General features: G+C 67.8%; 11 protein-coding genes. 2 read left to right on the forward strand and 9 right to left on the reverse strand.

Going from position 1 to position 14,504, the window contains the following annotated elements; all coding sequences use genetic code 11:
• Position 1 precedes the first annotated feature (1 nt).
• Complete coding sequence (locus AMB_RS17325; RefSeq protein ID WP_011385785.1) at positions 2-3,181, forward strand: efflux RND transporter permease subunit; 3,180 nt, start codon at positions 2-4, stop codon at positions 3,179-3,181.
• Between the two features lie 21 nt (positions 3,182-3,202).
• On the opposite strand, the gene AMB_RS17330 is transcribed toward AMB_RS17325, so the two are convergent.
• The 7 genes from AMB_RS17330 to AMB_RS25765 all read right to left on the reverse strand — a co-directional run bounded on the left by AMB_RS17330 (position 3,203) and on the right by AMB_RS25765 (position 7,361).
• A complete protein-coding gene (locus AMB_RS17330) occupies positions 3,203-3,559 on the reverse strand; it encodes a c-type cytochrome (protein ID WP_011385786.1) in 357 nt (118 codons plus the stop codon).
• A gap of 60 nt (positions 3,560-3,619) precedes the next feature.
• Positions 3,620-4,783 (reverse strand): NAD(P)/FAD-dependent oxidoreductase, encoded by a 1,164-nt coding sequence (locus tag AMB_RS17335; RefSeq protein ID WP_011385787.1) that lies wholly within the window; start codon positions 4,781-4,783, stop codon positions 3,620-3,622.
• A gap of 3 nt (positions 4,784-4,786) precedes the next feature.
• Complete coding sequence (rd, locus tag AMB_RS17340) at positions 4,787-4,951, reverse strand: rubredoxin (RefSeq protein WP_011385788.1); 165 nt, start codon at positions 4,949-4,951, stop codon at positions 4,787-4,789.
• A gap of 45 nt (positions 4,952-4,996) precedes the next feature.
• Positions 4,997-5,200: a rubredoxin gene (locus AMB_RS17345; protein ID WP_043746901.1), complete on the reverse strand. Its 204-nt coding sequence runs from the start codon at positions 5,198-5,200 to the stop codon at positions 4,997-4,999.
• A 23-nt stretch (positions 5,201-5,223) separates the two neighbouring features.
• Complete coding sequence (locus AMB_RS17350) at positions 5,224-5,700, reverse strand: rubrerythrin family protein (protein WP_011385790.1); 477 nt, start codon at positions 5,698-5,700, stop codon at positions 5,224-5,226.
• Between the two features lie 99 nt (positions 5,701-5,799).
• On the reverse strand, positions 5,800-7,191 hold the full coding sequence (locus AMB_RS17355) for an efflux transporter outer membrane subunit (protein ID WP_011385791.1): 1,392 nt from the start codon (positions 7,189-7,191) through the stop codon (positions 5,800-5,802).
• Positions 7,188-7,361 carry a hypothetical protein gene (locus AMB_RS25765; RefSeq protein WP_158303985.1) on the reverse strand — a complete coding sequence of 58 codons (174 nt, stop codon included), beginning with the start codon at positions 7,359-7,361 and terminating at the stop codon, positions 7,188-7,190. Before AMB_RS25765 ends, AMB_RS17355 begins: the two co-directional genes overlap by 4 nt.
• A 375-nt stretch (positions 7,362-7,736) precedes the next feature.
• On the opposite strand from AMB_RS25765, the gene AMB_RS17360 reads away from it, so the two are divergent.
• Positions 7,737-8,285: a recombinase family protein gene (locus AMB_RS17360; protein ID WP_011385792.1), complete on the forward strand. Its 549-nt coding sequence runs from the start codon at positions 7,737-7,739 to the stop codon at positions 8,283-8,285.
• Positions 8,286-8,293: 8 nt separating this feature from the next.
• On the opposite strand, the gene AMB_RS17365 is transcribed toward AMB_RS17360, so the two are convergent.
• On the reverse strand, positions 8,294-11,389 hold the full coding sequence (locus tag AMB_RS17365) for an efflux RND transporter permease subunit (RefSeq protein WP_011385793.1): 3,096 nt from the start codon (positions 11,387-11,389) through the stop codon (positions 8,294-8,296).
• 5 nt (positions 11,390-11,394) lie between these two features.
• The gene (locus AMB_RS17370) at positions 11,395-14,463 is read right to left on the reverse strand and encodes a multidrug efflux RND transporter permease subunit (RefSeq protein WP_043745014.1); all 3,069 of its coding nucleotides are present in this window, start codon (positions 14,461-14,463) and stop codon (positions 11,395-11,397) included.
• Positions 14,464-14,504: the final 41 nt, after the last annotated feature.

The following is a 14,504-nucleotide window of genomic DNA, read 5'->3' on the forward strand; positions in this document are numbered from 1 at the left end:
CATGCGCCTGTCCCACTTTTTCATCGACCGCCCCATCTTCGCCACCGTGGTGTCGGTGCTGATCACCATCATCGGCGCCATCACCTATTTCGCCCTGCCGGTGGCCCAGTATCCCGAGATCGCGCCGCCCACCATCGTGGTCAGCGCCTCCTATCCCGGCGCCTCGGCCCAGGTGGTGGCCGACACCGTCGCCACGCCGCTGGAGCAGCAGATCAACGGCGTCGAGAACATGCTGTACATGAACAGCCAGGCCACCGGCGACGGCAACCTGAAGCTGACCGTGACCTTCGCTCTCGGCACCAATCTCGACACCGCCCAGGTGCTGGTGCAGAACCGCGTGGCCATCGCCACCGCCCGCCTGCCCGACGACGTCAAGCGCATCGGCATCACCGTGGCCAAGAACTCGCCCGACATGCTGATGGTGGTGCACGTCAATTCGCCCGACGGCTCGCGCGAGCAGTTGTACCTGTCCAATTTCGCCACGCTGCAGATGATCGACGTGCTGGCCCGCCTGGACGGCGTCGGCGAGGTGCGCATCTTCGGCGCGCGCGATTACGCCATGCGGGTGTGGATCGACCCGGACAAGGCGGCGGCGCGCAACCTGACCGCCGGCGAGGTGGTCAAGGCGCTGCAGGCCCAGAACGTCCAGATCGCCGCCGGCGTGCTGGACCAGCCGCCGGTGCCCAAGCAGGGCGCCTTCCAGCTTTCGGTGCAGACCCAGGGCCGCCTGCTCGACCCCGCCCAGTTCGGCGAGGTCATCGTCAAGGCCGATTCCTCGGGCCGGGTGGTGCGCCTCAAGGACGTGGCGCGCATCGAGCTGGGCGCCCAGGATTACAGCGTCAACGGCTATCTCAACGGCAACAACGCCGTGCCGGTGGCGGTATTCCAGCGCCCCGGCTCCAACGCCCTGGCCACCGCCGAGCGGGTCATCGCCAAGGTGGAGGAGCTGTCCAGGACCTTCCCCTCGGGCGTCTCCTACACCATCGCCTACAACCCCACCCAGTTCATCGCCCAGTCGGTCAAGGCGGTGATCAAGACCATCTTCGAGGCGGTCATCCTGGTGGTCTTCGTGGTGATCCTGTTCCTGCAGACCTGGCGGGCCTCGCTGATCCCGCTGGCCGCCATCCCGGTGTCGCTGGTGGGCACCTTCGCGGTGCTGGGCGCCATGGGGTATTCGCTCAACAACCTGTCGCTGTTCGGGCTGGTCCTGGCGGTGGGCATCGTGGTCGACGACGCCATCGTGGTGGTGGAGAACGTCGAGCGCAACATGAAGGACGGCATGAACGCCCGTTCCGCCGCCCACCAGACCATGGACGAGGTGGGCAGCGCCCTGATCTCCATCGCCCTGGTGCTGTGCGCGGTGTTCATTCCCGCCGCCTTCATCCCCGGCATCTCGGGCCAGTTCTTCCGCCAGTTCGCGGTGACCATCGCCGCGTCGACGGTGATCTCGCTGATCGTGTCGCTGACCCTGTCGCCGGCGCTGTGCGCCCTGCTGTTCCGCGGCCACGGCCCGCTGGACCACCACGAGGAGACCGGCTGGCGCCGCCAGGTGGCCCGCTTCTTCACCTGGTTCAACCATAATTTCGACCGGCTGGCCGGCGGCTATGGCGGCATGACCCGCTCGGTGGTCCGCAAGTCGGGAATCATGCTGCTGCTCTATGCCGGGCTGATCGGCGCCGCCGGGGTCGAGTTCGTCAAGACCCCCAAGGGCTTCATTCCCGAGATGGACCAGGGGTATCTGATCACCGTGGTCCAGTTGCCGCCCGGCGCCTCGCTGTCGCGCACCGACGCGGCGGTCAAGCGTGTCGCCGCCATCATGGCCGAGACCCCCGGCGTGGCCCATACCCTGGCCTTCGCCGGCCTGGACGGCGCCACCTTCACCAACGCCTCCAACGGCGCGGCCATCTTCACGCCCTTGAAGCCCTTCGAGGAGCGCTATGCCCAGGGGCTGTCGGCCAACGTGATCATGGCCGACCTGAGAAAGCGCCTGTCCACGGTCCAGGACGCCTTCATCATCACCATCGCCCCGCCGCCGGTGCGCGGCATCGGCACCGCCGGCGGCTTCAAGATGATGCTGCAGGACAAGGGCGGGCACGGGTCCAAGGCGCTGGAGGACGTGGCGCTGGACATGGCGGCCGAGGCCAACAAGATTCCCGGCCTGCAGGGTATCTTCACCCTGTTCAACACCCGGACGCCCAATGTCTACGCCGACATCGACCGGGTGCGCGCCCAGATGCTGGGGGTGCCCACCGACCGGGTGTCCGAGGCGCTGCAGGTCTATCTCGGCTCGGCCTTCGTCAACGAGTTCAACTATCTGGGCCGCACCTTCCGCGTCACCGCCCAGGCCGACGCCCCCTTCCGCAACGAAGTGGAAGACATCGCCAACATCAAGGTCCGCAACGACAAGGGCCAGATGGTGCCCATCGGCGCCGTGTCCTCGTTCCGCTTCGATACCGGGCCGTACCGCGTGCCGCGCTACAACCTGTTCCCGGCGGCCGAGGTGCAGGGGTCGGCGGCGCCGGGCTATGCCAGCGGCTATGCCCTGGAGCAGATGCGAGCCCTGGCGGCCGAGCGCCTGCCCGAGGGATTCGGCTTCGAGTGGACCGAGCTGGCGCTGCAGGAATTGCTGGCCGGCAACAACGGATTGTTCGTGTTCGCCGCCTCGGTGCTGTTCGTCTTCCTACTGCTGGCCGCCCAGTATGAAAGCTGGTCGCTGCCCGCCGCCGTGGTGCTGATCGTGCCCATGTGCCTGCTGGCCGCCGTCACCGGCCTGATCATCCGGGGTCTGCCCATCAACATCCTGGCGCAGATCGGCTTCATCGTGCTGATCGGGCTGGCGGCCAAGAACGCCATCCTGATCGTCGAGTTCGCAAGACAGGCGGAATCCGAAGGCATGGACCGCATCGAAGCGGCGGTGCATGCCGGCCGCACCCGCCTGCGGCCCATCCTGATGACCTCGCTGGCCTTCATCCTGGGCGTGCTGCCCCTGGTGGCGGGGACTGGGGCGGGCGCCGAAATGCGCCAGAGCCTGGGCACCGCCGTGTTCTACGGCATGCTGGGCGTCACCGCCTTCGGGCTGGTGTTCACGCCCATCTTCTACGTGGTGATCCGCAAGATGGTGGCGGGGCATCACGCCCGCGCCGCCGCCGCCCACGCGGCCGAGGAAGCGCGGGGGCGGTAGATCCGCCCCCGCGTCGCCCGACTACTTCAGGGTCTTCAGGTACTCGACCATGGCGGAGACGTCCGCTGGGTTCTTGAGGCCGGCGAACACCATCTTGTTGCCGGGGATGGTGTCCTTGGGATTGGCGATGTAGGCCGCCAGATTGGCGTCGTCCCAGGACTTGCCCCAGCCGGTCAGAGCCGGCGAGTACTTGAATCCCGCCGCGGCGGTGCCGGCCTTGGACCCGGCCACGCCGTGCAGGCTGGGACCGATGCCGTTGGCGCCGGCTTCCACCTTGTGACAGGTCTTGCAGGCCGAAAAAGCGGCCGGCGGCTCGGCGGCCAGAGCGGTACCGGCCAGGGCCAAGGCTGCGGCGAAGGCGGCAAGCTGAAGCTTCATCGGAATGGTCCCCCTAATACGTTTGTTGGTACCGCCAAGAAAAGCATCATTTGCGCTTTGTCACAACAGGTCAGGCATCTCCTTGGCCAGGCTCTGGCGCTCGTTGACGCGGGTGCCGGACAGCGCGAAGCCCAAGGCCTTGCCGCCGGGCGAGACGAACAGCGCCTTGCGGTCGCGGCCCTCGCCCTCCACCACCCACTCGCCGGCCGCGCCGGGAGGGGGCGGGCAGACCGCCATGGGAAGGGCCGGGGTCTTGACCACCACCGGCAGGGCGGGCAGCTTCAACTCGGTCTCGGTCCCGGCCAGGGTGGCGGCCAGGGTCTTGGCCTCGGCCATCAGCGGCAGAACGAAGGGCAACGGCCCGGCGGGAGTCTCGGCGCAATCGCCGATGGCGAAGATCGCCGGGTCCGAGGTCCGCAAGGTCCGGTCGACCACGATGCCCCGCTCCACCTTCAGCCCCGCCTCGGCCGCCAGCCGGATGCGCGGCACCAGCCCGATGGCCGACAGCGCCAGGTCGAAGGCGAGTTCGGTGCCGTCGTCAAGAACGGCGCGCCCCGCCGAGAACCGGGCCACCGAACGCCCCAGGTGGAAGGTCACCCCCGCCGCGCCCAGCGCCCTGGCCATCTCCTCGCCCAGCGCCTGGGGAAGCAGGCGGCCGAGCGGCCAGGGCGCCGGGTCGACCACGGTGATTCCATACCCGGCTCCCACCAGATCATTGGCGAATTCCGAGCCGATCAGCCCGGCGCCCACCAGCAGGACCCGCCCGCCGGCGCCCAGCGCGGCGCGCCAGTCGGCGTAGTCGTCCAGGTCGTTGACGGTGCGGATGCGGGCAGCCTCACTGCCCTCGACCGTGTAGGCCCGGGGATCGGCGCCGATGGCCAGCACCAGCCGGCCATAACCCAGCTCCACCTCGCCGCCGTCGGGACGGCGCAGCACCACCGCCTTGGCGTCGCGGCGGATGGCGGCGACCCGGTGGCGGACCAGGATGGTGGCCGATAGATCCGCCGCCATCTGGCCGGCGCTCTTCTGCACCAGGGTCGTGGGGTCCTTGCCCTGGGCGAAGGCGGCGGACAGCATGGGCTTGGAATAGGATTCCCCGCCATCCGCGGTGACGATGGTGATGGCGACGTTGGCGTCCAGCTTCCTCAACTCGCGGGCCAGGGTATATCCCCCCAGCCCGCTGCCGAGGATAACCACGCCGTTTTGGGTGGCGGCGGTCTCCATGGGTCAGTCCTCCTGGACTTCGAAGTCCGACTTGGACACGCCGCAATCGGGGCAAGACCAGTCGTCGGGAATGGCTTCGAAGGGGGTTCCAGGCGCGATGCCGTCATCGGGCATGCCCACAGCCGGGTCATAGACGAAGCCGCACACGACACAGACATACTTTTTCATGATCGGGTCCTCCTTGGTTTTGGGGCTCAGGCGGGGTTGGCCGTTTCAGATGGCCATCTTGGGCGGGATCCAGGCGGCTTCGCTATGGGGCTCGAAATCGGCCTTGGAGCAGCCGCAATCGGGGCACGACCAGTCGTCGGGAATGTCCTCGAAGGCGGTGCCCGGGGGGATGCCGTCCTCGGGCAGACCGAGGACGGGGTCATAGACCAGGCCGCAGATCACACAGATCCAGATTTGATCATCGCTCATCATCGGTCTCCTTGCGTTGCCGCTCAGCCCTTGTGGGCGTCCAGGGTGGCCTGGTAGTGGCCGGCATGCTTTTCCTCGACCTTTGCCAGGGCGGCGAAGCGCTTGGCGGCGGTGGCCAGGATCTTGGCGAAGCGCTCGGCGTGTTCCTTGGACTCGGCGATCTGCCCGTCCATTTCGGCGACGGCGGCTTTGTTGCCCTCCTGCTCGGCCAGATGACGGAACTTGGGGTACATCTCAGTGTACTCGTAGGTCTCGCCGTCGATGGCCATCTGCAACATCTTCTCGACCGTCAGTTCGGCCTTGGGATAGAGCAGTTCAAGATGCCCGAAGGCGTGCATGGTCTCCTGCTCGGCGGTGCGCTCGAAGACCTCGGCCACCTCGACGGCGCCCAGTTCGCGCGCCCGGCGGGCGAAGTAGAGATACTTGCGGTTGGCCATGGACTCGCCGGCGAAGGCCGCTTCGAGATTGGCGATGGTGGGGGATGCGGGGTTGAAGGCCATTGGGGTCATCTCCTTGGTGTGATCCGATGGAGAAACCCTACAGAAACAAACTGATCGAATGAAACGAGTTAAAGCTGTTTTTGAAATCGACTCAGTCGATCACTTCCCCGCCTGCCAGCCGCCACCCAAGGCCTTGTAGAGGCCGACGATGGCCTGCATCTGGGACAGCCGGGCCTGGGCCAGGGCATCCTGGGCCGAGAACAGGGTCTTTTGGGTGTTGAGCACGGTGGTGACGTCGACGATGCCGCCGGCCATCTGGGCCTGGGCGATCTCGAAGGCGCGGCGTGCCGTGGCCTCGGCGCGGCGCTGGGATTCCACCTCCTCGACCGCCATCTCCACGGCGATCAGGGCGTTCTCCACGTCGGAGAAGGCCGAAGCCACCGCCTTGCGGTAGGTCTGGGACAGTTCCTCGAAGCGGGCGCGCTTCTGCTCCACCGTCCCGGCGATCTTGCCACCGTCGAAGATGGTTTGGGTGGCGGTGGAGGCCACTGACCACAGCAGGCTTTGCGCCGTCATCATCTTCAGCAGGTCCAGGCTCTGAAAGCCTCCCTGCCCCGTCAGCGAGATGGCGGGAAACCACGCGGCGCGGGCCGCCGCGATATCGGCGTTGGCGGCGCGCAGGGATGCCTCGGCCGATTGCACGTCGGGCCGCCGGGCCAGCAGTTCCGACGGCAGCCCCGCCCCCACCACCGGCACGGCCAGGCCGCCCAGGGTCTCGGGCACCAGGGCGAATTCCTCGGGCATGCGTCCGGTCAGAATGGCCAGGGCGTTGTAGTCCTGGCGCATCTGGCGCTCCAGCGGCGCCAGGGTCGCCCGTTGGGTGGCCAGCACGCTTTCCTGCTGCGCCACATCCAGCGAGGTGGCGGTGCCCGCCCGCTGGCGATCGCTGAACACCGCCAGGATGCCTTCGGAATTGGCGATGGATTCCTTGACCAGCCGGATGCGTTCCTGCAGGCCCAGGATCTCGAAATAGGTGGTGGCCACCCCCGACTGGGCGGTCAGGACCGCCGTCTGCAAATCGAAGCGCGACGCCTCGGCCGCGGCCTGGGCCGCGTCGACCGCCGCGGCGTTCTTGCCCCAGAAATCGATCTCGTAGCTGGCGGTCAGGGTGGCGCTGGTGGTGCTGGTGTGCCGCGCCTTGGTGGTGGTGGTGGTGCTGGCCGCCCGCGACGCCCGCGCCCGGGTCTCGCCGGCCGAGGCGGACAGCGAGGGCAACAGCGACGCCCCGGCCACCCCCAGTTGGGCATCGGCCTGACGCACCCGCGCCGTGGCGGCGGCCAGATCGAAATTGGCGGTCCGGGCCCGCGCCATCAATTCGTCCAGACGCGGCGAATTGAACTGCCGCCACCAGTCGCTCCCCGGCCAGACATTGCCCTGGGCCGCGTTCTTCCACTGGGCCGGCGGCGGCGCCGGGGGGCGCACATACTCGTCACCCACCGAGCAGGCCGACAGCACGACGAGGGCAAGGGCGGAAAGGGCTTTTCTGGTCACGTCTGGATCTCCTGGCGGCCCGGCGCGGCGCTGTTGATATTACGATAACGGAAGCGTCGTGTCCCGGTTACAAGGCATTCACGTCTGCCCTGCAAAATATCGCTGCAAAAGCCGAATTCCGGCATTTCTACCGGCCGGGGCTGCGATCGCGGTCGGCCGGCGGCGGCCATCTCGCCTCGCATAATTACCATGCATAATATGTGGACAGGCTGCCGGAAACGCCGGTGCCGTCCGGGCCGGGCCGGTCCTCGGGACGGCGGCCTCGCATCCCGGCGGGGCATCGTGCCGCAACTCCAGAGATTCAACCTTGAAGGCCTGTTGATGGAGTTGAAACAAGTCCTGGCGACAGCCGTTACACCCCGTTCACAGGGGCATCGCAAAATATCACTGCATAATTTGTAAGCCCGCACAAATCCAGGCCGACACATGGCGACACAAGTCAGCGCGCCACCGCCCTGACCTTGCGAAAAGACCGTGCGAAACATGTGGACAGACTGGGGAAAGCCGCTACCATCCGGCCCCATGCACAGGGATACGGTTGAATCATGATCGTCGGCTATTTCCGCAAGATCGATGGCGGCGAAGAGGCGGCTCCCACCGCCGTCCTGCGGGCCGAGCGCTGCCTGCGCATCGAGACCGACGAGGTGGGACGCTATGGAGCCCGCACCGTGCTGCTGGCCTCGCTGAGCAATGGCGACGTGCTGGTGTCGCCCTCCATCGCCCATCTGGCCCCCTCGGTGAGCGAGGTGCTGCGCGTCTCGCGCCATGTGCACGGACGCGGCGCCACCCTGCGGCTGGTGCTGGAAAAGATCGACACCTCGGTCCCGGCGGCGCGCAACGTGCTGGCCGCCTTCGCCGAGTTCGAAAGCCGGCAGTTGGCCGAGCGGCGCAATGCGGGCCTGTACGAGGCCGCCCTGTCCGGCGCCAGGCCCGGCCGCCCGCGCAAGCTGGACCCGGCGCGCATCGCGCTGATCGCCGGGGAACTGGCCGGCGGCCGCACCGCCGCCTCCATCGCCCGCGAGCTGGGGGTGCACCCCACCACGGTGACCCGGCTGGCCCGCCTCGCCGCCACCGGCGAGGATGAGCTGGGCTGAGGCCGCCCTCACGCCGCGGCCTCCGCCTTGCGGCCCTTGCGCCACGCCGAGAGGCGCGCCAGCCAGAGATAGACCACCGGCGTGGTGTACAGCGTCAGCAATTGCGACAGCAGCAGCCCGCCGACGATGGCGATGCCCAGGGGCCGGCGCAACGCTCCCCCCGGCCCCGAGGCCAGGGCCAGGGGCACTGCGCCCAGCAGCGCGGTCAGGGTGGTCATGAGGATGGGGCGAAAGCGGGTGCGGCAGGCCTCCAGGATGGCCTCCAGGGGCTGGGCGCCCCTGCGCTCGGCCTCGATGGCGAAGTCGACCATCAGGATGCCGTTCTTCTTGACGATGCCCATCAGCAGGAACACGCCGATGACGCTGATCAGCGTTAGCTCGGTATTGGTACCCATCAGGGCCAGCAGCGCCCCGATCCCCGCCGAGGGCAGGGTGGAGATGATGGTGATGGGGTGCAGCAGACTCTCGTACAGCACGCCCAGCACGATGTAGATGGCCAGCAGGGCGGCGCCGATCAGCACCGGCTGGTCCCGAAGGGATTCGGCGAAGACCTTGGCGTTGCCGGCGAATTCCCAGCGCACCCCGGCCGGCAGGCCGATCTCGCGCGCCGCCGCCTGCAGGCGGATGGCGGCGTCGCCCAGGGGAACCCCCGGCGCGAGATTGAAGGTCAGCGTCGCCGCCGGGAACTGGCCCTGGTGGGCGACGGAAACCGGCGCGGTGGAGGACTCGAAGCGGGCCAGGGACTCCAGCGGCACCTGACGGCCGTCATTGGACTTGACCCACAGCAGATGCAGCGACGACGGATCCTCCTGGAAACGGGGGTCCACCTCGAGGACCACCTTGTACTGGTTACGCTGGGTATAGATGGTCGAGACCTGCCGCTGGGCGAAGGCGTTCTGCAGCACCTGATCCACATCGGTCATGGAAACGCCCAGCCGGGCCGCCGCGTCACGGTCGACCACCACCTGCATCTGGGGAATGGCCGCGTCCTGGTCCGACGAGACGTCGAGCAGGCCGGGCTCGGCCTTGAGGCGCTCCACCAGCTTCGGCGTCCACTGGCGCAGTTCCTCCAGGGATTCGCTCCACAGCACGAACTGGAACTGGGCCTTGCCCATGCGGCCGCCGATGCGGATGTCCTGGCCCGCCATCAGGAACACCGAGACGCCCTCGACCCGGCCCAGCTTGGGCCGCAGGCGGTTGATGACATCCTGGGCGGAATCCTTGCGCTCGCCCAGCGGCTTCAGGCTGATGAACATGCGCCCGGTATTGCCCTGTCCGCCGGGGCCGCCCCCCGACCCGACAAAGGAGCCCAGCCCCTCCACCGCCGGATCGGACAGGATCACCTCGGCCACCTTCTGCTGGCGCTCGGAGATGGAGCGGAACGAGATATCGACCCGGCCCTCCACGCTGGCGAAGACCAGACCGGTGTCCTGGGGCGGAAAGAACCCCTTGGCCACCTGACCGTACAGGAACACCGTCAGCCCCACCGTGCCCAGGGTGACGGCCAGCATCAGCCAGCGATGGGCCAGGGCGCGGGCCAGGGTGCGCTCGTAGGCGCGTTCCAGCCAGACCATGGCCGTGTCGCCCGCCTTGGCCAGCCCCGACAGCGGGCGCGGCTTGGCCCGGACCATCAGATGGCCGAACAGGGTGGGCGTCACGGTCAGCGACACCACCGCCGAGACGATGATGGCCACCGACAGGGTCACGGCGAATTCGCGGAACAGACGGCCCAGAATGCCGCCCATGAACAGCAGGGGAATGAACACCGCCACCAGGGACAGGGTGATGGAGACGACGGTGAAGACGATCTCCTTCGATCCCTTGATGGCGGCCTCCAGCGGCCCCTCGCCCTTTTCCATGTGGCGCGTGATGTTCTCGATCATCACGATGGCGTCGTCGACCACGAAGCCCACCGAGATGGTCACCGCCATCAGCGAGATGTTGTTGAGGGAATAGCCCGCCAGCCACATGAAGGCGAAGGTGGCCGCCAGGGACAAAGGCACGGTGACCGAGGCGGCCACGGTGGGGGTCATCCGGCCCAGGGTCAGGTACACCACCATGATGACCAGCCCGATGGAGATGGCCAGCGTGGTCTCCACGTCGTCGAGATTGCCGCGGATGTTGATGGTGCGGTCCGAGACCACCGAGACCTTGGTGCCGGCCGGCATCCAGCGCCGCAATTGGGGCAGGATCTCCTTGATGCGGTCCACCGTCTCGACCACGTTGGCGCCCGGCTGCTTGCTGATGATGATCAGCACGCCCTTGTCCCGGTTGAACCAGCCGCCCAGGCGGGTGTTCTCCACCGAATCCACCACCGAGGCCACCGCCGACAGCCGCACGATGGCGCCGTTGGACGATTTGACGATCAGCGGCGCATAGGCGCTGGCGGTGAACAGCTGGTCGTTGGCATTGATGCTCATGGCCTCGGTGGCGCCGTCGAGGAAGCCCTTGGGAGTGTTGACATTGGCCTGAGCCAGAGCCGTGCGCACATCCTCCAGCCCCACCCCCATGGACGCCAGTTGGCCGGGATTGACCCGGACCCGCACGGCGGGCTTCTCGGCCCCCGACAGCGACACCTGCGCCACCCCGTCCACCTGGGAGATGCGGCTGGCCAGGATGGCGTCGGCGGCGTCGAACACCTTGGCCGAGGTCAGGGAGTCCGAGGTCACCGCCAGGATCAGAATGGGCGATTCCGCCGGGTTGATCTTGCGGTAGGTGGGCGGCGACGGCAGGTCGACGGCCAGCTCCGAGGCGGCGGCGTTGATGGCGGCCTGCACGTCATGGGCGGCGCCGTTGATGGAACGGTCCAGATCGAACTGCACGGTGATGGAGGTCGAGCCCTGGGTGCTGGTCGAGGTCATCTCGGCCACGCCGGGAATCTCGCCCAGGCGGCGTTCCAGCGGCGCCGCCACGGTGGCGGCCATGGTGGCGGGATCGGCGCCGGGCAGGCGGGCCGAGACGGCAATGGTGGGGAAATCCACCTTGGGCAACGGCGCCACCGGCAGGCGGTCGAAGGCCACCATGCCGGTGAGGAACAGCCCCACCGCCAGCAGCAGGGTCGCCACCGGACGACGGATGAAGATGGCGGAGAAGCCGCCGTCCATCCCCCCTACTCCGCCGGAGCGGCAGCGGGCACGAAGCGCCGCTTCAACCGCTCGAAGGCAAGGTAGATCACCGGCGTGGTGTACAGCGTGATCAGCTGGCTGAGCACCAGTCCGCCGACGATGGAAATGCCCAGCGGGCGGCGCAACTCGGACCCGGTGCCCGCATCGATGGCCAGGGGAATGGCGCCCAGCAGCGCCGCCATGGTGGTCATCATGATGGGCCGAAAGCGCAGCAGGCTGGCCTTGACGATGGCATCGCGGGGATTCAAGCCCTCGTGCCGCTCCGCCTCGATGGCGAAGTCGATCATCATGATGGCGTTCTTCTTGACGATGCCCATCAGTAGCACGATGCCGATCAGGCCCACCAGCGACAGGTCGTGGCCGGTGACCAGCAGCGCCAGCAGCGCCCCGATGCCCGCCGACGGCAGGGTGGACATGATGGTCACCGGGTGGATGGTGCTTTCATACAGCACGCCCAGCACGATGTAGATCACCACCATGGCGGCGACGATGAGCCAGGGCTGGCTGTCCAGGGCGCGGCGGAACTCGGCCGCGTCGCCGGAATATTCCCCCGTGATGGTCTCGGGCATGCCCATCTCGTGCTGCAGTGCGTCGATGGCGGCGGTCGCCGCACCCAGCGAGGCGCCGGAGGCCAGGTTGAAACTGATGGTCACCGCCGGAAACTGGCCCTGATGGGTGATCAGCAGCGGCACCCTGGCCCGGGTCACCGAGGCCACCGCCGACAGCGGCACCAGGGCGCCGGAGGAGGAGCGCACATACAGCGCCCCCAGCGCCTCCGGCCCGCCCTGGTATTCGGGCGTCACCTCCAGGACCACCTTGTACTGGTTGACCTGGGAATAGATGGTGGAAATCTGCCGCTGGCCGAAGGCGTCATAGAGGGTGTCGTCGATGGCCTGGGGCAGCACGCCGAGCCGCGCCGCCTTGTCGCGGTCGATGCGGATGTCGGCCTGCAGCCCTCCTTCCTGGGAATCCGTGGCCACGTCGGTGAGCAGCGGCGAGGCGCGCAGCCGCTCCACCACAAGCGGCACCCATTGGGCCAATTCGACGGCATCGATGTCGGTCAGGGTGTACTGGTACTGGGTGCGGCTGGTCCGATGGCTGATCTGGATGTCCTGGGCCGGGCGGAAATGCACCTCCATGCCCGCCACCGGCGACACCTTCTCGGCCAGCCGGGCGATGATCTGCTCGGCCGAGGCAGAACGCTGCTTGCGAGGCTTCAAGACGATGGTCATCTGGCCGGTATTGGCGGTGGGATTGATGGGACCCGCCCCGATGAACGAGGCCACCGCCGTGACATCCGCGTCGGTGCGCGCCAGCTCGGACACCCGGCGCTGCATGTCCATCATGGTGGAGAACGACACGTCGGCCCGCGCATCGGTGGTGGCGACGATCAGTCCGGTATCCTGGGTGGGCAGGAAGCCCTTGGGCATGAAGACGTAAAGGCCGATGGTCAGGGCCAGGGTGGCGAAGGCCACCCACAGGGTCGCCGCCTGATGGCCCAGCACCCAGTCCAGGGAGCGGGCATAGGCACGGCTCAACGCCAGGAAGAAGCGCCCGGACTTGGCCTCCTCGTGCCCGCCCTTGAGCAGATGGGCGCACATCATGGGAGTCAGAGTCAGCGACACCACCGCCGAGACCACCACGGCGACGGCCAGCGTCAGGGCGAATTCGCGAAACAGCCGGCCGACGATGCCGGTCATGAACAGCAGGGGAATGAACACCGCCACCAGGGAGACGGTCAGCGACACGATGGTGAAGCCGATCTCCTTGGACCCCGCCAGGGCGGCATCCAGGGGCTTCATGCCCTTTTCGATGTAGCGGACGATGTTCTCGATCATCACGATGGCGTCGTCGACCACGAAGCCGGCCGAGATGGTCAGCGCCATCAGCGACAGGTTGTCCAGGCTGAACCCGGCCAGCGCCATCACCCCGAAGGTGCCGATCAGCGACAGCGGCAGCGCCACCGCCGGAATCAGGGTGGCACGCACCGAGCGCAGGAAGGCCCAGATCACCCCGATCACCAGGATGATGGTCAGCACCAGGGTGAACTCCACGTCGGCCACCGAGGCACGGATGGTCTCGGTGCGGTCGGCCAGGACCGAGACCTTGACGCCGGTGGGGACGACCCGGGTCAGTTCCGGCAGCTTGGCCTGCAGCCGGTCCACCGTGGCGACGATATTGGCGCCGGGCTGGCGCTGGATGTTGAGGATCACCGCCGGCTTGCCGTCGAACCAGCCGGCGACGCGGGAATTCTCCACGCCCTCCACCACGTCGCCCAAGTCGGAGACCCGCACCGGCGCGCCGTTCTTCCAGGCCACCACCTGAGCGGGATAGGCCAGGGGATCGGAAATTTGGTCGTTGGCGCCGATGGACAGGGCCTGGGCCACGCCGTCGAAGCTGCCCTTGGGCATGTCCACATTGGCCTTGGACAGGGCGGAGCGCACGTCCTCCAGCGACAGGCCGTAGGCGGCGAGACGGGCCGGGTCCATGCGCACGCGGACCGCCGGGCGCTGGCCGCCCTCGATCAGCACCCGGCCGACGCCGCCGATCTGGCTGAGCTTCTGGGCCAGCAGGGTGTCGGCCACGTCGTTCAGCCGGGTGATGGGCAAGCTGTCCGAGGTCAGGGCCAGGGTCATGATCGGCGGATCGGCGGGATTGACCTTGGAATAGACCGGGGGGTAGGGCAACTGGGTGGGCAGCACGCCGCGAGCCGCGTCGATGGCCGCCTGGACCTCCTCCGAGGCGACGTCGATGCTCTTGGACAGGTCGAATTGCAGGGTCAGGGCACTGGTGCCCTGGGACGAGGTCGAGGTCATCACCGCCAGACCGGGAATCAGGCCGAACTGACGCTCCAGCGGCGTGGTGATCAGGGTGGCGATGGTCTCGGCACTGGCCCCGGGCAGTTGGGTGGTCACCTGGATGGTGGGAAAATCCACCTGGGGCAGGGCCGAGACCGGCAGCAGCCGAAAGCCCAGGATGCCGGCCAGCACCACCGCGAAGGCCAGCAGCCAGGTGGCGACGGGGCGGCGGATGAAAGGCGCCGAGACGTTCATGACCGGTTGGCCTCACAGGATTTTGTCATTCCGAGCGCAGG

The organism is Paramagnetospirillum magneticum AMB-1, assembly GCF_000009985.1.
Lineage (GTDB): Bacteria > Pseudomonadota > Alphaproteobacteria > Rhodospirillales > Magnetospirillaceae > Phaeospirillum > Phaeospirillum magneticum.